This window comes from Fibrobacter sp. UWS1 (genome assembly GCF_002300445.1).
Lineage (GTDB): Bacteria > Fibrobacterota > Fibrobacteria > Fibrobacterales > Fibrobacteraceae > Hallerella > Hallerella intestinalis.
Genome location: NZ_NSGW01000001.1, coordinates 1,383,436 through 1,406,146 on the forward strand (window position 1 = coordinate 1,383,436; position 22,711 = coordinate 1,406,146).

Annotated in this window: 19 protein-coding genes and 1 tRNA gene; 12 read left to right on the forward strand and 8 right to left on the reverse strand. The window is 46.6% G+C overall.

Annotated features, from left to right (window positions below):
- The first annotated feature begins 1 nt into the window (after position 1).
- Positions 2-1,087: an OpgC domain-containing protein gene (gene opgC / locus BGX14_RS05725; RefSeq protein WP_095879341.1), complete on the forward strand. Its 1,086-nt coding sequence runs from the start codon at positions 2-4 to the stop codon at positions 1,085-1,087.
- Here opgC and BGX14_RS05730 read toward each other — a convergent pair.
- Together BGX14_RS05730 and BGX14_RS05735 are read right to left on the reverse strand one after the other, a co-directional pair.
- Complete coding sequence (locus BGX14_RS05730; RefSeq protein ID WP_143394156.1) at positions 1,028-2,446, reverse strand: hypothetical protein; 1,419 nt, start codon at positions 2,444-2,446, stop codon at positions 1,028-1,030. The genes opgC and BGX14_RS05730 overlap by 60 nt on opposite strands.
- 413 nt (positions 2,447-2,859) lie before the next feature.
- The gene (locus tag BGX14_RS05735) at positions 2,860-3,630 is read right to left on the reverse strand and encodes an RsmB/NOP family class I SAM-dependent RNA methyltransferase (protein ID WP_095879343.1); all 771 of its coding nucleotides are present in this window, start codon (positions 3,628-3,630) and stop codon (positions 2,860-2,862) included.
- Between the two features lie 78 nt (positions 3,631-3,708).
- On the opposite strand from BGX14_RS05735, the gene feoB reads away from it, so the two are divergent.
- Both feoB and BGX14_RS16465 read left to right on the forward strand, forming a co-directional pair.
- Positions 3,709-6,054 (forward strand): ferrous iron transport protein B, encoded by a 2,346-nt coding sequence (gene feoB, locus BGX14_RS05740; RefSeq protein ID WP_095879344.1) that lies wholly within the window; start codon positions 3,709-3,711, stop codon positions 6,052-6,054.
- Positions 6,054-6,203: a FeoB-associated Cys-rich membrane protein gene (locus BGX14_RS16465; protein WP_158223241.1), complete on the forward strand. Its 150-nt coding sequence runs from the start codon at positions 6,054-6,056 to the stop codon at positions 6,201-6,203. Before feoB ends, BGX14_RS16465 begins: the two co-directional genes overlap by 1 nt.
- Positions 6,204-6,372: 169 nt before the next feature.
- Here BGX14_RS16465 and BGX14_RS05750 read toward each other — a convergent pair.
- The 5 genes from BGX14_RS05750 to BGX14_RS05770 form a co-directional block, all read right to left on the reverse strand.
- Positions 6,373-6,443: transfer RNA gene (locus BGX14_RS05750), tRNA-Gln, on the reverse strand.
- 29 nt (positions 6,444-6,472) lie between these two features.
- Positions 6,473-8,794: a signal peptide peptidase SppA gene (gene sppA / locus BGX14_RS05755; RefSeq protein WP_095879346.1), complete on the reverse strand. Its 2,322-nt coding sequence runs from the start codon at positions 8,792-8,794 to the stop codon at positions 6,473-6,475.
- A gap of 72 nt (positions 8,795-8,866) precedes the next feature.
- A complete protein-coding gene (locus tag BGX14_RS05760) occupies positions 8,867-9,715 on the reverse strand; it encodes a hypothetical protein (RefSeq protein WP_143394157.1) in 849 nt (282 codons plus the stop codon).
- A 32-nt stretch (positions 9,716-9,747) separates the two neighbouring features.
- Positions 9,748-10,404, reverse strand: coding sequence for a hypothetical protein (locus tag BGX14_RS05765; RefSeq protein WP_073305795.1), 657 nt, complete (start codon positions 10,402-10,404; stop codon positions 9,748-9,750).
- Between the two features lie 641 nt (positions 10,405-11,045).
- Positions 11,046-11,429: a VOC family protein gene (locus BGX14_RS05770; RefSeq protein WP_073305817.1), complete on the reverse strand. Its 384-nt coding sequence runs from the start codon at positions 11,427-11,429 to the stop codon at positions 11,046-11,048.
- Between the two features lie 362 nt (positions 11,430-11,791).
- Between BGX14_RS05770 and rnc the strand changes: the two genes are divergently transcribed.
- The 9 genes from rnc (at position 11,792) to BGX14_RS05815 (ending at position 21,987) form a co-directional block, all read left to right on the forward strand.
- Entirely contained in the window at positions 11,792-12,649 is an 858-nt protein-coding gene (gene rnc, locus BGX14_RS05775; RefSeq protein ID WP_095849644.1) for a ribonuclease III, read from the forward strand.
- A complete protein-coding gene (locus tag BGX14_RS05780; protein WP_073305797.1) occupies positions 12,646-14,484 on the forward strand; it encodes an extracellular solute-binding protein in 1,839 nt (612 codons plus the stop codon). The genes rnc and BGX14_RS05780 overlap by 4 nt, the downstream gene beginning before the upstream one ends.
- The gene (locus BGX14_RS05785) at positions 14,474-15,367 is read left to right on the forward strand and encodes an NAD(P)/FAD-dependent oxidoreductase (protein ID WP_073305798.1); all 894 of its coding nucleotides are present in this window, start codon (positions 14,474-14,476) and stop codon (positions 15,365-15,367) included. Before BGX14_RS05780 ends, BGX14_RS05785 begins: the two co-directional genes overlap by 11 nt.
- A 3-nt stretch (positions 15,368-15,370) precedes the next feature.
- Positions 15,371-16,579: a bifunctional phosphopantothenoylcysteine decarboxylase/phosphopantothenate--cysteine ligase CoaBC gene (coaBC, locus tag BGX14_RS05790; protein WP_073305799.1), complete on the forward strand. Its 1,209-nt coding sequence runs from the start codon at positions 15,371-15,373 to the stop codon at positions 16,577-16,579.
- Positions 16,572-17,381 (forward strand): uracil-DNA glycosylase family protein, encoded by an 810-nt coding sequence (locus BGX14_RS05795; protein ID WP_095879348.1) that lies wholly within the window; start codon positions 16,572-16,574, stop codon positions 17,379-17,381. Before coaBC ends, BGX14_RS05795 begins: the two co-directional genes overlap by 8 nt.
- A 191-nt stretch (positions 17,382-17,572) precedes the next feature.
- Entirely contained in the window at positions 17,573-18,979 is a 1,407-nt protein-coding gene (dnaB, locus tag BGX14_RS05800) for a replicative DNA helicase (protein WP_078775872.1), read from the forward strand.
- Positions 18,980-18,988: 9 nt separating this feature from the next.
- Positions 18,989-19,771: an ABC transporter permease gene (locus BGX14_RS05805; protein WP_073305802.1), complete on the forward strand. Its 783-nt coding sequence runs from the start codon at positions 18,989-18,991 to the stop codon at positions 19,769-19,771.
- Between the two features lie 9 nt (positions 19,772-19,780).
- Positions 19,781-20,584 carry an ABC transporter ATP-binding protein gene (locus tag BGX14_RS05810; RefSeq protein ID WP_073305803.1) on the forward strand — a complete coding sequence of 268 codons (804 nt, stop codon included), beginning with the start codon at positions 19,781-19,783 and terminating at the stop codon, positions 20,582-20,584.
- A 155-nt stretch (positions 20,585-20,739) separates the two neighbouring features.
- Positions 20,740-21,987 (forward strand): hypothetical protein, encoded by a 1,248-nt coding sequence (locus BGX14_RS05815; RefSeq protein WP_095879349.1) that lies wholly within the window; start codon positions 20,740-20,742, stop codon positions 21,985-21,987.
- A gap of 343 nt (positions 21,988-22,330) precedes the next feature.
- Here the strand turns inward: BGX14_RS05815 and BGX14_RS05820 are convergent, their stop codons facing one another.
- Complete coding sequence (locus tag BGX14_RS05820; RefSeq protein ID WP_073305810.1) at positions 22,331-22,627, reverse strand: hypothetical protein; 297 nt, start codon at positions 22,625-22,627, stop codon at positions 22,331-22,333.
- Positions 22,628-22,711 lie beyond the last annotated feature (84 nt).

Sequence of the window (22,711 nt, forward strand, 5' to 3'; positions counted from 1 at the left end):
CGTGGCCCATTCCAAACGCATCCAATCCCTCGACTCTATTCGGGGGATTCTTTTATTGCAGATGGTTCTGGATCATTTTTCCGGACCCATTTCCCATTATCTTTATCAATGTTTTGGATTTTTCTCGGCGGCAGAGGGATTCTTTTTTCTTTCCGGCTTTGTCGGAATGCTGGCCGTTATCAGCAAAACTTCCCGTGGAGAAAATTCCTGTTGGATGTTGCGACGCGCTTCCCGCATTTGGATATACCATATTCTTTCTGTATTGGCACTGGCACTCGCGGCATTTTTCTTTTTCCCGAAAATTCGGCATTTTTTTAGCGGGCTGTACGAGCATCCTTTGGGCGGATCCACGCTAGCGGCTACTCTCATTTATACGCCTGAATGGCTGGACGTTCTTCCGCTCTACGTTATTCTGCTGGCCATCGGCTTTTTTGCCCTTCCGCAAATTGCTAGAGGGCGTTTAAAACAGGTCTGGGCCATTTCTTTTTTGATTTGGATTTTTGCACAAGGTCCGCTTCGCAGCACATTTTTGCAGTTCGTTCCTCATTGGGCCTATCCCGGTTTTTTTGATTTTTTTGCTTGGCAATTTATCTATTTCTGCGGAGCAGCAATCTGTGCGCTTTGGAAATTTCAAAAATCTCCACTGAAAACAAATGGGCAAATCTTAGATTGCATTTTTCCCATTTGCATTACATTGTGCGTATTTTTATTTCTTTGGCGGCACGATGCGCTGCCTATTCCACAACCCGACGAATTCTGGATTTCAAAAGAGCATCTCGGTTTGTTGCGATTTATCAATTTCCTTGCCTTCGTGGGAATCATTTCTTTTGTCATTCGCCACAAGCCTCTCTGGCTGGACTTTAGCTTTTGCCGCATTCTCGGCAGGCACAGTCTTGAAATTTACAGCGTTCACACTCTGCTTGTCTATCTATGGATGGCAACTCCAGCGGCAATTCAATATCGCTCGCCGTTTAATATGATGGCTCCAATTCTTTGCAGCCTACTTTTAATAGGAATCGCCCAATTTTTAGAACGCCAGAACAAAGCCGGTTACAAACAAGCCCACGCCGACAACGCCAAATCCTAGCCCAATCAGCCCTTTCGTATCGCCAGAATCGTTTAAGTCTTTGTTCTTCTTAAGCAATTTTTGCGTATCGGGACTTTCAAATGCGCTCTTGTTATAAGCGGATTTTTTATCAGCGGCGTCACTCCAGTCCCTTTCCGCCAAATACCAGAACACGCCGCCGGCAATAATCGGCGCAATGGAACTCCACAAAAGGCCTCTCCCGATTCGACGCTTAGCGCGTTCCCGATCATATTCGCGCTGCATTTCCACAACGCTTGCATTATCCACAGCTTCCAATTCGACGTAAACCGGATTCGGCATAAATGCTTTCACTTCGACCGCTAAAGCCGTATCCAAATAACCCACTTTTCGCAAATAGATAATTTTTTGCACCGACGGTTCCGTTTCAATAGCCACATCGGTCAGATATTCAGGCAAAATGCTTTCATTCGGCTGCTCATCTACATAAACTTCTACGCCATCAGGAATTGTCGCCACCGTCAATTTCGTTGTGGGACGCTCCACTTCGATATGCACAACATTCAGCGAATCCGCATTGATTTTAATGGTTTTGGAACCCCACCAGTCCACGCCTTTGAGCATTTTGCGAACCGACACGGTGTATTTGCCCGGTTTGATTTTTCGAATGGTATCGGGAGCAAACAATTCCAGCGATTCCCCATTGATGTAAATTTCGCAACTATCCGGGTAGGATGTGACTCGCAAATTAGCATTGCCTTCGGGATATATCGGTTCTTCTTCGTCGTCAAGTTCCGGAAATACAAAATCGGATAAAGAAAGATTGACGGCTTCCCCCGATTCCAAATTCGTCATGCGCATCAATTCGTACTTGAATATCTTGATATACTTTTGTTCAATGGGAATAGCGGCGATTTTATCCAACGAATCCTGCCTTTCCACGGCACGAATAGAATCGGAAACCGCAGCAATGGAATCAGCCATCGCTTTTTCTTTTGCCAAAGAATCTTCCATCGCTTGTTTTTCCTGCGCAAGAAGAGCCGCTTCAAAATCCGAAGCGGCGGCAATTTTCGCACTATCCGCTTGCGCTTTCGCCAAACTATCCGCTCGCGCAAGGGAATCCACCCGAGCAAGGGAATCCGCCACCATCGCGGAATCCTCGGCAGCTTCCAAGGGATTCAAGTTCTGATCGGATTCCATATCTCCCGTTTGATTTTCCTCTTCCACGGAATCCGGTTCTAGCTGTTTCAGCAGAGCCTCATCCTTTTTTTGGATTTCCGCAATTTCCGCAGAATCCAAAGGCAACAGATAAACGGTATCCTTGGCGATTTTTACAAACTTGGCGTCTTGCTCCACCGATTCGTTAGCAAGCATATAACGAACCGGAACGTCTCTTGCCATTGCAGCGGAAGTCAAGCACAACAAAGAAAAAAAACAGAAATAAAAAAAAGATTTCATACGACTCTAAAATAATTTAAATCTTGTGAATAAGGGCGATAGAATTTTCCACGAGAATCTTTTTTGCCCTCAAAGAAGCTTGGACGAGAAAATTTCATAGCATTGACTACTGCAACATTTACGCCACAGAATGGGAAACGCGGTCGCCGACATAAATCCAGGAATTGAATTCTGGCACCTCTAAAAATTCATTTTCAAGAAATCGGTTGTTTGAGGACTCGGGATTAGTGGTTACAGCCCTTCAGCTAGTTCGACAATCGGTCCTTAAGCCTGCCGAAGGGAAGTAGCCGCTTGTCGAACGGATTCAACTACAATTGACGAACCTGTTGAACTACGGATGGTCGGAAGATAGTTCTTTATGCGATTTTCTCCAACTTGGCGCAATAGATGGGACCTCGCCCAGCGCACTTATCCGGAAGCATTTGCACGCCAAATTCCGTCACATCGGTTCCAGGAATTTCTGGTTTCAATTCCAAAACATGAACACGGCCTTTGCGCTTTTTTAAAATTTTACGGACAACATCGTCATTCTCCATTTTTGAAAGCGCACAGGTGCTATATATCATTTGCCCGCCGATTTTCAAAGCATCTACGGCACTCGCCAGCAGGGAACCCTGCGTCACAGCAATATGCGCAATCCGCTTGGGGGTCCATTCCGCCAGATATTTTTCGCTTTCCATCACGTGCCTTTCCGAAGAGCACGGTGCGTCCAAAAGAATGCGGTCAAATTCGTTTTTGCGAAACAGACCGAAACGAACGCCGTCGTATCCCGAAACTTTAATGATGGACGCCAAATTTTCGGGAAGGGTATTTTCAATATTGTGCATTAAACGCTGACGTCTGTCCGGAGAACGATCATTCGACTGAAGCGAACCTCGGCCCGCTAAAGATGACGCCAAAAGGAGCGTTTTCCCGCCTGGAGCCGCACACATATCCAAAACATCCATTCCCGGTTCTACACCTAACGACCGGGCTGCAAATGCTGAAGCCTCATCTAAATAATAAGGTTCTTTTCCCGGATACTGTATCGTTTCGTAAACGGATTCTCCTCGAAGCGCAGGCAAAAGTTCATCCCAGCGGTCGCCAAAATAGGCAGAGAAAAAAGAGTAAAAATCTACGGCAGCCATAAAAACAAATGTAGAAACCACAAGGCATGAAAGAGCTTTCTATATTTAAATCAGTTTCATTTTTTTTGAGGCCGCTTGATGACATCGCTTCGCAAACTCAAAGTCGGTCAAAGTGCCGTCATTCGCTCCGTCGGAGGGAAAGGCATTCTGCGTCAGCATCTTTTGGATATGGGCGTTCTTCCCGGTGCCGAAGTTACCGTCACCAAATTCGCCCCTATGGGCGATCCGATGGAACTGCAAATTCACGGATACGAATTGACCCTTCGCCTGATGGACGCTGCCCGAATTGAAGTGGAACCGATTCCCGCACGAAGTAAACTGCATCTTCACGCAAGAGAGAGCAAAAAATCCGTTCATCCGGGAATTGGCGAAGAAGGCTTCTTTCATTCCGAAAACAACGCTTCGCCGCTGCCGGCAGAAACCCCATTAAAATTCGCATTAGTGGGCAATCAGAATTGCGGCAAAACCACTCTTTTCAACAAATTAACCGGAGGAAATCAACACGTTGGCAATTTCCCAGGAGTGACGGTTGATAAAAAAGAAGGGCGCATTCGCGAGACAACAAACGCCTCTGTGGTCGATTTGCCCGGCATCTACTCCATGTCGCCCTATTCCAGCGAAGAAATCGTATCTCGAAATTTTGTGCTGAATGAAAAGCCGCAGGGAATTATCAACATCGTCGATGCGTCCAATATCGAGCGCAATCTCTATCTGACCATGCAACTGCTGGAAATGAACGTTCCCACCGTCGTTGCCCTCAACATGATGGACGAAGTGACGGGAAACGGCGGCTCCATCGACATCAACGAAATGGAAGCTCTGCTTGGCGTTCCGGTCATACCGATTTCGGCAATTCACAATCAAGGAATTGAAGAACTGATTTCCCACGCCCTTCACGTCGCTCAAAACCAAGAACGCCCACGCCATCAAGATTTTTGCGATAAAAATCAGCACAACGGAGCCGTTCACCGCTGTCTGCACGCCGTCATCCATTTGATAGAAGACCATGCAGAAAGAGCAGGCTTGCCGATTCGCTTTGCCGCGAGCAAAGTCGTCGAAGGCGATGAACTTATTCTTGAGCAGCTCCAGCTCGATGCCAATGAAACGGAGATGCTGGAACATATCACAGCGCAAATGGAAAAGGAACGAGGCCTGGATCGCAGCGCAGCCATTGCCGATATGCGGTTTGAATTTATTCAAAAGGTCTGCGAGCAAACTGTCATCAAACCGGTGCAAAGCAAAGAAAGCCGCCGAAGCCTTTACATCGACCGGTTTCTCACCGGCAAGTTTACGGCCATACCATGTTTTATCGCCATCATGCTGAGCGTTTTCTATTTGACGTTCAACGTCATCGGCGCATGGTTACAAGAGTTCCTGGAATCGGGCATTGATAAAATTACGGTTTGGACAGATTCTGCATTAACAGCTCTTCACGTTAACGCGACAATCCATAGTCTGGTGGTGGATGGCATTTTGGTCGGCGTCGGTACCGTTCTCAGTTTTTTGCCGATTATCGTCGTACTTTTCTTTTTTCTTTCCCTTTTAGAAGATAGCGGCTACATTGCCCGCGTCGCTTTTTTCATGGACAAACTATTGCGAAAAATCGGACTTTCGGGAAGAAGCATTGTCCCGATGCTCATCGGTTTTGGCTGCACCGTTCCCGCGGTGATGTCCACTCGCACATTGCCTAGTGCCCGCGATCGAAAAATGACCATTCTTTTAACGCCGTTCATGAGCTGTTCGGCAAAACTTCCCATTTACGCTTTTTTTGTCAGTGCCTTTTTTCCGGGGCACGGAGGCCTTGTCATTTCCATCCTTTATCTTTTGGGAATTCTATTCGGCATAGTCATCGCCCTGATTTTCCGCAAGACCCTTTTTCGCGGAGAACCCGTTCCCTTTGTGATGGAGCTTCCCAACTACCGACTGCCTGCATTCCGAAACGTTCGCCAGCTTCTGTGGGAAAAAGCAAAAGATTTTTTGGAGCGCGCATTCAGCATTATTCTTATCGCTACGATTCTCGTCTGGTTTTTGCAGAGCTTCGATTTGCATTTCAATATGGTGGAACATTCCAAAGACAGCATTCTCGCCGCCTTAGCAGGATGGATTTCACCGCTATTTGCCCCTCTCGGTCTAGCGGACTGGAGAATTTGCACAGCTCTCATCAGCGGATTTATGGCCAAAGAATCCGTCGTATCCACGCTGCAAGTCCTCTTTACCGAAGATGTGAAAAATGTTCTTTCAGCCTTAAGCGCCGCCACTCTTTTGGTTTTCTGTTTACTCTACACGCCTTGCGTTGCCGCCATCTCTGCCGTCAAGCGTGAACTCGGAAAAAAATACGCGCTCTTTGTCGTCCTTTTTCAATGCGCCATAGCCTGGATTGCCGCATGGAGCGTAAAAACATTCCTTTCTGCAATAGGATTCTGATGAATTTCTGGGACATTCTCATCCTTTTCATCGTTGCCGCCGCTTGTGTTTGGGCTATCCGAAAAATCGTAAAAAATCGGAAAAACGGGAAAACTTGTTGCGGAAATTGCAGCCGTTGCGCCCAAAATTGCCGTAATCGGAAAAATTAAAGGCCACCTCTAAAAATTGCTCAGGTGAAGTGGTTCGGCTAGTTCGACAAGCTCACTAACCAAGGCTCAGGGACCGTTGGTTGGAATGAATTTTAAAGGGAGCCTAAACCAGCCGTCCGTTTTTCATTTAAAAATAAGAAAGGCCGATGAAAAAACCGGCCTATCCTTATTGAGCTACCAGGATTCGAACCTAGACAAACAGATTCAGAATCTGTTGTGCTACCATTACACCATAGCTCATCGGTGCGGACATAATTTAAATAATTTGCTTAAAACGGCAAGGGTGGAGCTACAAAAAGAGCCCAAACTTGCGTTTTTTCTATCGAATTTATCCAATCCGCCAAATGGATTCCGTCCGAAAAGCTGCGAGAGAGGTAGGATTTATCCGAAAGAATCGACCGAAGAACTACCGGACGGCTTTCCGAAATTCCCGCAAACCTCTTTGCTTCCTGCACAGCAAGATCCAATCCACCAATTTTCTGAACAAGCCCGTTACGCACACCCTGACTCCCCGTAAAAACTCGTCCTCCGGCCAGACTTCGATCCAAAGAATCCTTGGAAAGCTGCGTCGCTCCACTGACCACGTCCAAAAAATGCCCGTAGAAAGTGTCCAAATAATTTTGCAAGGCCACTTTTTCATTCTCTGTAAATTCCCGCCCGACTCCTTCCGCATCGGCATGTTCGTGTGATTTCACCGATTCCATGCGCAATTTCAATTTATCCAAAAGTCCTTTTGCACTCACTTTCCCGCCAAAAATGCCGATACTGCCAACGATGCTCGATTTTTCCGCAATAATTTCATTCGCCCCGCAAGCAATCATATAACCACCGCTAGCACCCATATCTCCAATGCTCGCCACCACGGGCATTTGGGTTTTAGAAATCGTCTGCAAACGATGCCAAATCGCATCCGCCGCTTGCGCCGAACCGCCCGGACTGTTGATTCGCACAATTAAGGCCGCATATTCAGGCGACTTCATCAACCAGCCCAAAGCTTCAAGAACTTCAGCCGACCCCGTACTGCGCCTTCCCGTTAAAGGGTCATAACCGCCGTGGCCATCAACAATAGAGCCTTCGATATTCAAAAGGGCAATCTTGGAACGCGGGCGCCAGTCCTCGTCAAACAAACGCACACCTGCTCGAGGAACATAATCGGCAACCCGGACAAAAGGAGCATCCAGTCCGTAAAGCGTTTTCAGCGCATAAGGAGCGACCTCGTCCAAATACAACAACGTATCGACCAAACCCGATTTTTTTGCGTCGGAAGCCAGTAAGCTGGGATGTTCCTGCAACGAATCCAACACGGCGGTATTCGAAATGCGACTACGCGCGTCTTCCGTTATTGAAGTCCACCAATCCTGATAAAGCTGCGTGTAATTTTCCCGCGCCTCCGCACTCATCGAATCTGCGGTCCATGGCTCTACAGCCGACTTGTAAGCCCCATGCCGCAAAAGTTCCACCTTGACTCCCACCCAATCAAAAAGGCCTTTGTAATACAGCACTTCGCCGCCAACCCCGCGATAATTTACCCGCGCCAACGGTGAAAGAACCACTTTTGTCGCCGCACTGGAAGCAAGAAGCGTCGCTGGCCGCAATTCATCTAAATAGGCAACTGTCGTTCTTCCTTGCAAATTCAACTTGATAATTCCCCGCTCGATTTCCTTGGAAATCGCCGTTCCCGCCTTGTAACCCGTAAAATCAAAAATAATCAGCTGGGCGCTTTTATCGGCAAGGAGCAAATCAAAATTTTCACGCAAAGATTCTACGCTCAAAGAGCGGCTTCCCAAAAGCGAAAATCCGGGCTCGGTTTCGGTGAGCGGCATCGAAAGCGGCACCCGAACAACTCGAGAAAGCATATACGGATCCGCGACTTTGGCTTTGTGATACGCTATAGAAAAATGTCTTGGTTTCCAATCGTCATCCACAGCGATCGTTCCTTGGAAGGTACGGCCAAAAGCGTGCGATGCAAAAATCCGACATTCATCGTCGCCATGAAGAGGAATCTGCACACCCAAATTCAAAAATCCCAAATCCGCTTGCACCAGCAATCGATGCGTGTTCTTGTTTTCTCCAGCGTAACTGACCGACATTCCTTCAAGCAAGCGCAAAGTCGCCCCGTATTCCTGAATTCGCCTTTCTTTTTCCGGTCCAAACTGCAATGCGTGTCGGCTGTTAAATCCCAAAGCCAAAAAATGAAAAGGACGAATCAAAACGCCTGGTGTCGCCGAAAAATCCGTTCCTCGAAATGCGGAACTGCGAAAAGCTCCCGCCGAAAATCCCAAAAAGGCATATCGATCCAACAAAGGCAGAGAAGCTATCAAATTCCATCGAGATTCATCCACTTTTTCGTAATCCGAACGGTAACTAAAAGCAGCACCGAGATAATCGCCGTTCAGACCGGTCGAAAATTCATAAACGTCCTCTTTGTCTCGCCCGAAATTCAAAATGGCTCCAGGCGAATCAAATGCAGAAAGCCCCGCCGGATTTCCCAAAAGTCCGTGGGAATTAGGAACGGAGGGAAATTTCCATTCTCCCGGCAAATAAGCCAAAAGCGCAGAGGCGAGAACAACAACAAGCAATACGATATTCATGGCAAAAATATAACACCACTAAAGAATTTTGTCGTATCCGCTTTCAAAAAGCGATTTCCAAGCACTCAACAGCTAATATGCGGCAACCGATTCGCAAGGGATGGTCAAAGAATAACCCGCACCATTCCGCGCTTCCACCGTAGGCTCCGCCGTTTCTCCCGCGGACAGTTCTTTTGTCGCTTCCGTCCAGCCGTTGGACGTCACATCTTCCGACCAGACAACTTTGCTCAGTCCCGCATTATTTTCGCCGACACAGCCCGACAAAGTCCACTTGGCACGCGACTGCGCTTCTACAGTTCTTGATTCGGCTTTGCATTCGCACCCCAAAAGCATCGGCTTTCTCACGAACAATTTTTCACAAAAAATCGTATCGCCGCCATCAATCGTCAACTTGGCATCGTACTCGCCCGCTTCCGGGTAAGTGCCCGAAGCTGAAATTTTACCTTTTCCAGAAGCCTTTCCTTCATAAGTGCCGCTAATGACCCATTTAAATTTTGCGTTTTCCGCCAGCGTTTTATCTTCGGGGCTTTGCTGAGAAAAAATCCATGTGGCCGAAGTTCCCATGATAATGGTATCGTTTTGCGGAGCACAAGTCCCCACAATCGTGATTTCAGCATCTTTGCTGGACGACGAAACCACCGAACTGCTGGATTTTACTGAACTGCTAGACTTCGCAGAACTAGATGAAAATTCACAGGAAATCACGTCGGAACTGCTATTTTCCGATGAACTGGAGTTTTCTTCAAACGAGCTTGCAGGAACAGTCTCCATGAACGAAGAACTGGACTCGTAAAAAGACGACATTTCCACAGCTGAACTAATCGTTTCCGCAGAACTCGAATCCTCAATCCCAGAAACCGCCCGCAAATCCGTATCGTCACACGCGACAACACCAAAAAGGAAAAATAGCGCAGTGAGCAAAAAATTTTTTCTTGTCTTTTTCCCAAAAAGCATCAAAACCTCAAACCCCAAAGAGTTGTCCTAAAGCCAACATTCCAAGCCCTGCTTTGCCGCTCATTTTCGTTTACACGAAAGGTCAAAGGCTTTGTCAAATCATACATTCCAAACAGAGAAAAATCCAACGATACGAATCCTACGGGAATGCGATACCCTAAAGAAAATTCCAAGGGAACTTCCAAATCCGTTTTCAAAGACCAGCGAATATCTTGCGTTCCATCCGATCCTTCGCACAGTGTTTTCGATTTTCGAAGCGGGAACATCCATGAAGAACCGATTTCGGTCCAAAATCCTTCCAAAGAATTTTCCTGCAACCGAACAGCGACACCACCGCCCAATCGCCAAAATCCTTCATTGATCGTCGCTTGCGTTCCTTCACTGACATATACCGCCTGGTATTTGCCTAAAGCCGAAATCCGAAAAGCCAAATGCCCTATTCCCCAAAGCGAAGAAACACCAAAACCAAATTCCGGTGTGCGAATATGATCTTCTTCCAATTTAACGTTCCACAATCCGAACGCTCCTTCCAGCGACACTCCTAAATCTACCGATAGACGGTTTTGTAAAGAATCAGCAACTTCGCCCGAAGCGCTTGCAAACGCCAATGAAGACAAAAGAGCTATTCCACAAATGATTCTGACAGCGTTTTTCATTCCATTTTGGAATATATTTTCAAGACAGGGCTAAAAAAAGCAAAAAGATTTTAGGATTGTTACAAAAAATTAAAAAACGGGGATTTCGTAAAAGTTTCTGAACAACAACACGTTTGACATTATTTTGATCGAGCTTGGATAAATTGGGTTTCTGACGCTACTTTATTTTGGGAATTTATATACAAAATTCCACCCGATTTATTTGTAAGTAGTTAGTGATTAGGGGTTAGTTGAAAGTTGAAAGTTGGGAGTTGGGAGTTGAGGGTTGAAACTGACAACTGAAAACTAATAACTGATAACCGATAACCGAGTTTCCCCTTCTCGCTATGGCGCAATATCCAATTCCGCCCCACAAAACCAAAACTTCCAACCACAAAGCGTGGCGGGGGATAGGGTGAAGGGGAAAGGGGGCTTTGCATCCCTGAAACTTGGAATCTTTGATTCCATAGTTGAAGTATCCCTGAAAGGGACAATTCGCCTAAAGGAAGCGGAGCTTCCAAGGCTCATAGGCGTAAGCGAGCACCTCGCAGTCTGCGAGAAGAAATTTCCCTTGTGAAAAAGAAATCCACGCTTTGGAAAAAAATTATTTGAGGAAATTTGGAGGAAGATTGTGAACAATTCCCTTATTTTCCATCCGATTCTCATTCCGTAATTTCTATTTGATTTCCTTCAAAACCGACAATACAACTTTCATAATATCCATCGCCGGTAATTCTTGGTCCGCTGACAACTTGATAGCCATCGTTTTTTAATTTATCCGTAAGTTCGTTTACCGCTTTTTGACTCCCTAGACGAAAAGCGACATGCGTATATCCCGTTTTGGCCAAAGGCTTTTCTTCGTCAATCATATTGGGTCTGTTCATTATTTCAAGCCTTGCGCCATCGTCAAAAGATAAAAAGTACGATCGAAAATTTGTTTGTTCGTTATGATATAGCGCATTCGAAGATGCGTTGAAATATTTTATGAAAAAGTCCTTTGCTTTTTCTAAATCATTTACATACATAGCGATATGTTCTATTTGCATACAAACCTCAATTTTCATTTTGAAAAATGGCAGCTTGTCATTTTCAATTCTCCTTTCAAAATATAATTTTCTCCGGCATCTTCATTTATAAAAATGGATCTCGCCATAAAAATTTATATTCGACGTATTTCTTAATTTGTACAAACGCATTTTAGACTGCGACTCAAAACAGCTTTGGTAATGCTTCGACAAGCTCAGCAACCATGGTTCTCCCTGAGTTTATCAAAGGGCGGCAAGCTCACCAACCACTAACCACTGACAACAGATAACTGACAACGAACCACTCTAATGCAACCGATTTTTTGAAAATGAATTTTTAAAGGCGAACTTCAAATGAAATTCAAATTTCTATGTTTTCCACCATGGAAAAGAAAGAAAAAAATGTAATCCGCCGTCTTTTTTTGTGGTTCCGCAAAAAATCAGGAAATGATTTAGAAAACAGTTTGGGATATGAATTTAAAAATCCAGAGTATCTGGCGCACGCCTTGGTGCACCGTTCTTGGCTTTCCGGAAAAGAAATTCCCTATTGGGAAAATAATGAACGCCTTGAATTTTTAGGCGATTCCGTATTGAATATGCTGGTCACGGAATATCTGTATAAGACTTATCCGCATTTGCCGGAAGGCGACCTTTCCAAAATGAAAAGCGTTATTGTTTCTGGTCAGGCTCTCACCAAAATCGCTCGAAGCTGGAACTTGGGTGCTTATCTTCGCGTGGGCAAAGGCGAAGCAAAAACCGGTGGACGACAAAGAGACAGCTTATTAGAAGACGCTTTTGAAGCGATTCTTGGCGCAATGTATCTGGACAGCGATATTAAACAATGCCGAAAATTTTTGGAAAAGCACATTTTCCCGAATGTGCAAGAAGTCATTTCAGAAGCGGATTTTATAAACTACAAGAGCGCACTGCTCGAATATATGCAAGCGCGTTCATTGCCTTCGCCCGATTACGAAGTGATTTCGGAAACCGGACCGGAACACTGCAAAATTTTTGAAATAGCGGTGATGTTCGATGGAAAAGAATACGGCAAAGGAAAAGGCGCGTCTAAAAAGAAAGCGGAACAGGAAGCCGCAAAAATTGCCCTCGCTGAATTTCAGAAAGAAGAAAAAGAAAAAACGAATGCGGCGTTTTTGAATGTGAAACCGCCCAAAGTGACAAAACGTTCTATTGCCCGCGCAGAAAAAGACGCGCAAGACATTGTAAAAGGGAAAAAGAAATGAAAAAAATTGCATCAAGCTTTGCTCGTTTTCAAGTAGCGTCGTCGTTCTTTAAACTCATACTGTCGTCGCTCGTCATCGGGATTTCCCTCGTCGGCTGTAAAACAGAAAAGCAAAGCCATAAAACGGCAAATCCAGAAGTGTGCCCGGAAACAAGCATCTACCCGGCAGATGCCGATGGAGAATTCGATCCGATGGCCGACTTGTCCGCGGTTCCCTGCGGAACGATTCGCCTCTGGGGTTCGGCGATGCCCAAATCTTTTAACATGTGGGAAGATTACAACAGCTTTAGTGCCGGCCTCATGAGCCTCATGTTCGAGCCGCTGGTCTCTTTGCATTCAACAGAAGACCGTCCTATCGGCATTTTAGCGGATCGCTGGGAAATTTCTGCAGACAGCATGACATTTACGTTCCATATCGACCCTCGGGCACGCTGGAGCGATGGCGTGCAAATCACGGCGGAAGACGTTCAATTTTATTACGATGTCATTATGAATCCCCAGAACTTGACACCGATTTTCAAAGTTGGCCTTTCTCGTTTTGAACGCCCCAAAATCATTGATTCACTCACCCTTTCTATTACGGCAAAAGATGTGCATTGGGCAAATTTCTGGGAAGCGGCAGGACTTGTCGCCTTTCCCAAACACGTATGGAAAGACGCCGACTTTAATCAAATCCGCTATCGTTTTTCCGTCGTTGAAGGCCCATATCAAATTTCCGATTTTCGAGAAGAACGCTATGTGGAACTTTCTCGTAATGCAAACTGGTGGGGCTTTCACAAAAACTGGAATCGAGGAAAATACAATTTTGAAAAAATCCGCTATCGTTTTATGGAAGACCGAACCAAAGCTTTGGAAGCTTTCAAAAAAGGCGACTTGGATGTTTACGCCGTGTACACCTCTTCCATTTGGATGAAGCAGACCGATTTTGACGCCGTACAAAAAGGCTGGGCAGTAAAACAACAAATCTTTAACCGCGAACCCATCGGTTTCCAAGGTATGGCGATGAATTTGCGCCGGGATAAATTCAAAGACGTACGAGTTCGCAAAGCACTTTCCTATTTAATGAACCGCCAGCTGATGAATGAGAAATACATGTATAACCAATACTTTCTACTGAATAGTTACTATCCGGATCAATGGCCTTCGCACGATAATCCCCATGCAGAAAACTATCCGTTCGACATGGACAAGGCACGCGCCCTCTTGACCGAAGCAGGTTATATTCCGGGCAACAAAGGAATGTTAGAAAAAGACGGAATTCCATTCACCATCTCTTTTATCACCGCCAGCGAAGATATGCGGCACTTGACTTTTTATCAGGAGACTCTACAAAAAGCAGGCATTCAGGTTTCTATAGAACAAATTTCACAAAGTACGCTTCGAAAACGTTTGGACGAAGCCGATTTTGACATGTATTGGATCGCATGGGGAAGTTCCCGTTTGAACGATCCCGAAGCCTCTTGGTCTAGCGCAACGGCAAATGACCCGGGAACGAATAATTTGACAGGAGTTCAAGACCCGATAATCGACAGCCTTATCCATTTGCAGAAAACGGAATTCGATTTAAAAAAACGCAACGAAATTTTACGCGCACTTGATACGCGCTTGACCGAAATCGTTCCCTATGTGCTCATGTGGCAATGCGATTTTCATCGGGTTCTCTATTGGAACCGCTTTGGCATGCCTAAAAATGTCTATGCAAAATTCGGACGCGAAGACGAAAGCATTCCGGTTTACTGGTGGCTATCCACAGAAAAAAGACAAAAACTGGACGCAGCCATGGCAGAAGGAAAGGAGTTGCCTTTAGAAGCTTCGGAGGTTCATTATGCAGAATGAATTTGACGTGATCATTGTGGGCAAAGGACCTGCGGGAATTTCAGCTGCCCTGTATGTATTGAGATCCGGCCTGTCTGTTTTACTTTTGGCGAAAGACGCTGGGGCACTTTCCCGTGCGCACCAAATTGCCAATTACTATGGACTAGAAAGCACCATTTCGGGGCAAGAACTCGCACACCGAGGAGAAGAACAAGCGAAAAAACTCGGCGCGGAAGTAGTGACGGGCGAAGTCGTCGATTTAATGTTCGCAGAAAAATTTCATGCGACCATTAAGAAATCCGACGGAACCGAACAAACTTTTTTTTCAAAAGCGGTCATCATCGCTGCAGGAACAGTCCGTTCCAAAGTTCCTATTCCTGGACTGGATTCTTTTGAAGGTAAAGGCGTTAGCTACTGCGCCGTTTGCGATGGATTTTTTTACCGCAAAAAAAATGTGGCCGTCCTGGGCAATGGCGCATACGCGCTCGCCGAAGCAAAAGAATTGTTACCGCTAGCCTCCAAAGTCACCCTGTGCACTCTTGGTAAAGATCCCGCTGTAGAAATTCCCGAAACCTACGCCGTAGAAAAAGAAAACATCGCTGAAATCGCGGGCAATGATAAAGTCCAAAAAATTCGATTTGCAAGCGGCAAAGAAATCCCTGTAGATGGCATTTTTGTTGCCATCGGAACAGCAAGTGCGGCAGATCTGGCCCGCAAAACAGGAGCAGCTGTTCAACAAAACAAATTGATTATAGATGAAAAACAGATGACGACGGTTCCGGGCCTTTTCGCTGCCGGCGATTGCCTTGGCGGTGTTTTGCAGGTCGCCGTTGCAGTAGGCGAAGGCGCAAAAGCAGGACTCGGTGCTGTAGAATTTGTCCGAAAATCCAAAGCAAAGGAATAAACCATGTTTTTAAAAGGAAAGAAAATTTTGCTGGGCGTTACGGGAAGCATCGCCGCATATAAAGCTTGCGAACTCTTGCGTCTGCTGCAAAAAGAAGGCGCAGAAGTACGAGTCGCGATGACGGACGCTGCAACAAAATTCGTATCGCCTTTGACCTTCGCCTCCCTTTCCAAATGTCCGGTTTATACTTCGGACGGCAATCCAGAAGGGCGGCCTTTTCAACATATCGATTTTCCCCGTTGGGCGGATATTTTTTTAGCAGCCCCCGCATCGGCGGATTCCATCGGTAAAATGGCAAATGGCATCGCCGACGATCCCGTTTCTTTGTGCTATATGTCTAGCGGCCATGAAAAATGGATTGCTCCGGCGATGAATTCCACCATGTATCTTTCTTGCGCTGTCCAAAAAAATTTGCAAACTCTCCGTTCCTTTGCCGACACGACCGTTCTGGAATCTCCGTCGGGAAAACTCGCTTGCGGCGAAAATGGTCCGGGACGCTTCATGGAACCCGCCGAAATCGTTGCAGCTCTGAAACAATTCCGTTCCAAAGAAAATGATTTCGCAAAATCCGTTCTAATTACAGCGGGCCGCACCGAAGAAGCCATTGATCCCGTCCGCTACATTTCCAATCGTTCCAGCGGGAAAACCGCCGTCGCACTAGCCGAAGCCTTTTGGAATGCGGGATTTCAAGTCATTTTAGTCCACGGACCGATGGATGTAAAAATCCCCAACGGCATTTTGGAAGTCGCCGTCCAAAGCGCACAAGAAATGTACGAATCGGTACTTTCTCGACAGGCAGAAGTAAACGCCATCGTCCACTGCGCAGCCGTAGCGGATTACCGACCCAAAAATATCTCCACTTCAAAAATCAAAGACAGCCGTTCCCAATTCGTCTTGGAACTGGAGCCCAACCCCAATATCTTGCGGGATTCGGTCAAAAATAAAACGGAAAAACAAGTCATTGTTGGATTCGGATTAGAGACCGACGATGTGCAAAAGCATGGCAAAGAAAAATTGGAAAAAAGCGGTGCCGATTTTTTGGTACTCAACACTCCTGTCATGCCCAATGCGGGATTCGGTTTCGATCAAGTTCCTTTTGCCATTTTGGAACAAGGAAAATCTGTGCCAGAATTGACAATGCGTTCAAAGCGGGAACTCGCCGCAGAAATTGTAAACAAAGTTCGTCAAAAGCTGGAGGATTTAGGTGCCTGATTTTTCGGAACTTGCAAAGTATTTGTCAGAACAAATAGACTTAGGCGACAGCATTGTTCTTTTAGATGAACCTTGGTCGCCCCCAAAACAACCGCGCCCGATGATTTCTTCAACGGCAGCACCAATAAACCCTCCCGTAAAAACGGCGGCATACACACCAAAACCGCCATCCGAGCCGCCTAAAAAAATTGCGCCATTACAGCCTAAAGCCACTCAAATTGTCATTCCCGAATCGGCAAAATCGACAACTCCCTCGGCATACGAATCCGCACAGAGTCTTGACGAATTTTACCATCTCGTTTCAACGGAAAAAATCTACGCTAAAACACCTTTCGCCAAAGGTGAAGGAAATCTCGCATCTCCCAGAATTTTGCTGGTCATCTATTCTCCCCAAGAAAAATATCTTGCAGACGGCTATCTCCATTCGGATGTAGGGCAAATGGTCTCCCGAATGTTTGGCAGTTTGAACATTCCTCCCGAAGAAATCGCCATCACATATTTTTGCAAAAAACAAACCGCAAGAATAGTACTTCCGCAGGTCGCCCAGGTTTTGAAAAAAATGCTGGAAAAAGAAGTATCGCTGATTCACCCGAAAACAGTCGTATTTTTTGGCGACAAACTTTTAAAACAGGCGCTTTCCCAAAATTCGGCAAAGATGTTCGACTTTGGTGGCACGCCCTTGGAATTCGCCCAAACACAGGCGACGGCGCTTATTGAACCCGAAGAAATGTTCACAGACAAACAATTAAAATTACTGACATGGAAAATTCACATTCCCAAATGCGGATTCTTTGCGGGGTGATATACTCTCCATAAAAATCCAAAATAAAAAGCATTATCGAAACAATTTACCAACTCATCCTTTTCCGTTTTGCCCAGCAGCAATAGCGTTTTTCCGCATTCCTTGTAGAATTGACCATCGACGTTTCCATACGCTCCGAATTTTGTCTATATTAAAAGTCGGATAATCAATACGGATTTTTATCATCGCTTATGGTTCAAGATCAAGAAAATTACGCCTATAGCGGAAGAGCCGCTCCACAGGCATCCGATGCCGAAGTGTTTTTGCTCGGCGGGGTTATGCAGGACGTGAATGTCCTATCGGAAGTCATTTCCCTTCTTTCGCCGGACGATTTTTATCAAGAACGGCACCGCATTATTTGGGAAACATTACAAAAACTTTCGCAGAACAATACCCCAATCGATGTCGTCACTCTTCGCGCAGCCTTGGAACAAGAAAACAAACTGGAATCCGTGGGCGGAGTGGATTACCTGCTCAAACTGATTGAATCCGTAGCCAGTGGTGCGAACGCAGCCTATCACGCCGAAATCATCCGAAAGAAAGCGCTTTTACGCCGAGTGATCAACGTATCCACAAAAGCGATTCGGGATGCCGAAGACCCGACCGCGGAACCAGACAAAGTCATCGCCGACGCCGAAGGTTCTTTCATGACGCTTGCCGAAAAGCAAGTCAAAAATTCTCTGCGTTCCGCCAGCGATGTAGTAAACGAAGTCCTTCGAGGAATCGACAACAGAAAACAAGGACTCTCCGGATGCCCGACGGGATTTTTGGAACTGGACAATCTGACAAGCGGCTTGCAGCCTTCCAATTTGATTATTCTAGCGGCGCGCCCCGGCATGGGAAAATCGGCATTCGCCCTAAACCTGGCTTCAAACGCCAGCATCAATTACGGTAAAAAAGTCGCCTTTTTCAGTTTGGAAATGAGTGCCGAAGAACTGATGAAGCGCATCCTCTGCTCTTTGGCCGAAGTTCGTCTTTCCTCCGTCCAAAACGGAAATTTGAGCAGAGATGAATTGGCGAAGCTCCCCGGAGTAGCCAGCCGCATCATCCAGTCCAATTCCCTTTATGTCGATGACAATTTGGATTTGGGAATTATGGAACTGCTTTCCAAATGCCGGAGTCTAAAACGCCAAGTCGGACTGGATTTGGTCATCGTAGATTACTTGCAGCTGATGAAAACGCAAAAAGCAGAAAACCGCGCCGTTGAAGTCGGAGCGCTTTCCCGCGGATTGAAAATTCTGGCAAAAGATTTGAAAATTCCCGTTATCGCTCTGGCCCAGCTCTCCCGTAAATCCGAAGACCGCGCCGATATGAAAAACGGAAAGACCCGACCGCAACTTTCGGACTTGCGTGAATCCGGATCCATCGAACAGGATGCCGACATGGTCTGGTTTATTGAACGCCCTTTTTACCGCACCCAAAGCGAAGAGGACAAAAACAAGGCGCAGCTTCTGGTGGCCAAACACCGCAACGGCTCCACTCGGGATATAAATCTCACCTGGCGTGGAGAGTTCACCAAATTCGACAATTACATCGCCGAAGAAGATCCGGACGCCGGGCTGGCGAACTCATTCGGCTCTTTGGGCGATAGTCTCTGAGGCCAGACAATGAAATTTCTCTTGGCGCCATTTCAATTTTTGGGAAAAATCGTTGTAAACGGAATTTCCAGCGTCGGAGAGCTGTGTTGCATTCTGTATTGGACGCTTCGCCAAGTTCCCTACGTTTTCCGAACCTGGGGATTGGTTTTAAAGCAGATGGTTTCCATTGGCGTATCTTCGATGCCGCTGCTTTTTGTCACGTCCATTTTTACGGGAATGGTCGCCACCGTTCAAGCGTCATTTCAATTTCGAGGGCTTGTTGCCGACAAATGGGTGGGAACCGCCGCCTGTAAAATGGTGCTGATAGAACTCGGGCCGCTCCTTACAGCCTTGGTTTTAGCCGGACGAGTAGGCAGCGCCCTTGCCGCAGAAATCGCCTCTATGCGAGAAAAAGAAGAACTGGACGCCCACGAAGTTTTAGGGCTTGATCCTTACCGCTTTCTGGCAATGCCCCGCTTTGTCGCTTTCTTTACGATGGTGCCGTGCCTAACCATCATATCCAATTGTCTGGCGTTAATCGGCGGCTGGATAGTCGCTGTTCTGGCTCTGGATATTTCATCCTATACATTTTACACGGGTATGCAATACCTGTTCAATCCGATGGATCTTTTCGGCGGAGCCATTAAATCTTTTGTTTTTGGCGTTGTCATTTTTCTGCTCGGCTGGTTCCACGGCATCAATGCAGCACCGGGAGCGCGCGGCGTGGGACTGGCGACAAAAGACGCGGTTGTCTCCTGCTGCCTGATGATTTTAATTTTGGATCTGGCAACAGATGCGATGCTTTTTCAATAGGAACGGACTATGCCCAATGTGAACATCGATTCCAACGACATCATGATCCAGCTTCGCGGACTCAAAAAAAGCTTTGGAACCCAGACGGTTTTAGCGGATGTCAATCTGGATATTCGCCGAGGCGAAACCATGGTGATTATCGGACAATCCGGCGGCGGCAAGTCGGTGATATTGAAACACATGATAGGCCTTTTACAACCGGACGAAGGCGAAGTCGTAGTCGATGGGGTCACTATCAGCACGCCAAAATTTTTCGACACGCGTACGATTCGCAAAAAAATGGGAATGCTCTTTCAAAGCGGAGCCCTCTTCGATAGCATGGACACGGGCGAAAACATCGCATTTGCGCTGCGGGAACATCACCCGGAACTCTCGGAAAAGCGGGTGCAAGAAATCGTTACGGAAAAATTAAAACTGATCAATCTCGTTCCGGAATTTCGCACCAAAATGCCCAGCGAACTTTCGGGCGGTATGCGGAAACGCGTCGCCTTGGCGCGAGCCATTGCCTTAAACCCCGAAATCCTCCTTTATGACGAACCTACGACAGGCCTTGACCCCATTACGAGCGACGTCATCAACGATTTGATTTTGGATATGCAAAGCAAACTCGGCGTGACCTCCGTCGTGGTAACGCATGACATGGTGAGTGCCTTCAAAGTGGCGGACAGAATCGCCATGCTGTATAAAGGGCGAATCATCGAAGTCGGCACGGTAGAAGAAATCAAGAACACGTCGAACCCCTTTGTGCAGCAGTTCATCACCGGCAAGCGGAAAATCAACCCGGAAGAAACCAGGCCCGTTTCTGGCCAATAGTTGCTAAATTAGCCCATTTCAACGCCAAAAGAGGAAATTCCGTATCAAATATCACGCAAATTCCCCTTTGGTATGCCATAAATATGTTACGATGCGGCCAAAAATGTTTAAATTCACTGTGAGTATTTGTCCTTTACAAGAAAGAGGTCTTTCTTATGCAAAAGAAGTTGGTTTTTGGCTTTGCGGCAGCCGCGCTGGCAGGTAGCCTTTTCATTGCTTGCGGCGATGGGGATGTATCCAGCACTTCTGCGGATGACGAGAGCAGCGCCTTCGATCCGGATTATTATAAAAATAAAACACTGATCGAATCCGCAACGACAGCCTGCAACGACGACCCCAAGTGCGCGGCGAATATCGGCAACATTGTCGTAGAACCCTCTTCAAGCTCGGCAAGCGAAATTACCGAACCGAGTTCGGCTTCCGTTTCTTCCGCATCCATGTCCTCGGCATCAGTCTTGCCTCCGCTGCTGAGTTCCTCTTCTCCCATTGTGAACCTTTCTTCAGCCAGCGTCATCACGTCAAGTGCGAGCGTCATCGTATCCAGCTCTTCGGTTGAAATCGAAGACAATGGAACCGTCAATGGGACCTGCGACCCCGTTCCCGCTAAAATTGAAAAGGGAGCAAGCACAAAGTGGACATTTAAACGGGTTACGCCGCCTGGGATGGCGGGGATGACTGCCCAGCAAAATGCGCTGTTCGACTGGACAATGCCCAACTCCACGGAGGGGACGTTTAGCGAACTTGGCAAAAATGGAGGCAATGCCGCTACCGCAACTTATACGGCTTCGGGTTCTTTCGGGGCAACTCTCCAAGTGGACGGCAATACCATTCAGTGTTCAGAGCTTCAAGTCAACGGTGCTCCGATTACGGGCTGCGTCTGCACGCCGGATGTAGCCAACCCAGATGTCGCCAGCGGTCCCGCCACGGTAACCTGGACGGTTTCCGGCTGTCAAACAACCGGAGCCACCATTACAGGATACGCATGGACCGATGCAACGGGAACAGGCGAAACGGCAACCGCTTCGTTTACGGAAAAGGGTCAAACCATTACACCCGTCGTAACGGTTTCTAACGACGACAATACTCAAGAGCAGTTCACTTGCGCCGCAGCCAAGGCAGTAAACAGCAGCACTCCGGATTATGAGATTGATGGAACGGGAATTACAATCCCCAGTGGAAGCTGTGGCACGGTAACAGTAGCGGGAAATCTTAGAATAAATACAACCGGCTGGCAATCTACTGACTGTACAATAGCTCTAACTATTGAAGGAAATAAACAGGAAAAAACGTTCACAAACTGCAATTTTAGTAATGAATTACCTACATCTGTAACGGTTGGAGCTCAAGCATGTGTAGAAATCACTGGAGCCGAATCTGTTAAGATGGTTATAACTAGTTGGTAAAAAATCAAAATCTATCGTTATTTTTCGCCTCTCTTCGGAGAGGCTTTTTCATACTTTGAAAGTTTGCATTTTGATTAGCAAAATTTAGCTGTGAAATCGAGGCAAAATTCAGAAGTACAGCAATTCTCAGTATTTTATGTAAAGACTTGCAATCCGGACACGGACATAATTCCGGCAGAGGGCTTCTTGCTATGGCAAAGACAGCAAAAACAGAAACCGACAAAATGCGACAAGATGAACACAACGCCCTTTCCCATTTTTGATTTTTTTCTAAGAGAGCATCACAAACCCTCTGGATTCCATCAAGCCCCGCACGGAGCAAAACTTTCGTTTGAAACGGAAATTACAGGTTTTGGATCTCTTCTTCGGAAAGGCCGGTTTGCCGAGCAATCAGTTCCAAGGGTATTCCAGCATCGCGGAAACCTTTCGCCATTTCCCTCCGCTCCCTTTCGACGCCGATTCCGATACCTTCTTCCCGTCCCCTTTCCATGCCAATCCCGATACCTTCGTCACGACCCTCTTCGTACTTGGCGGCGAGGGCCTTCTCTTCGGCGTCGGCGATGGTCTCGTAACCGTACGCTTCGGATGTTTTGACAAAGTCCATTTGGAATTCCTCTTTCTCTTCCTGCGGCAGGAGCATCTTCAAATATAGAAAAGTCTCCGTGAGGAAATTCTCTGCCTCTTCGCGGGGAAGAACAGCATAATAAAGAGCTGAAACCCAATA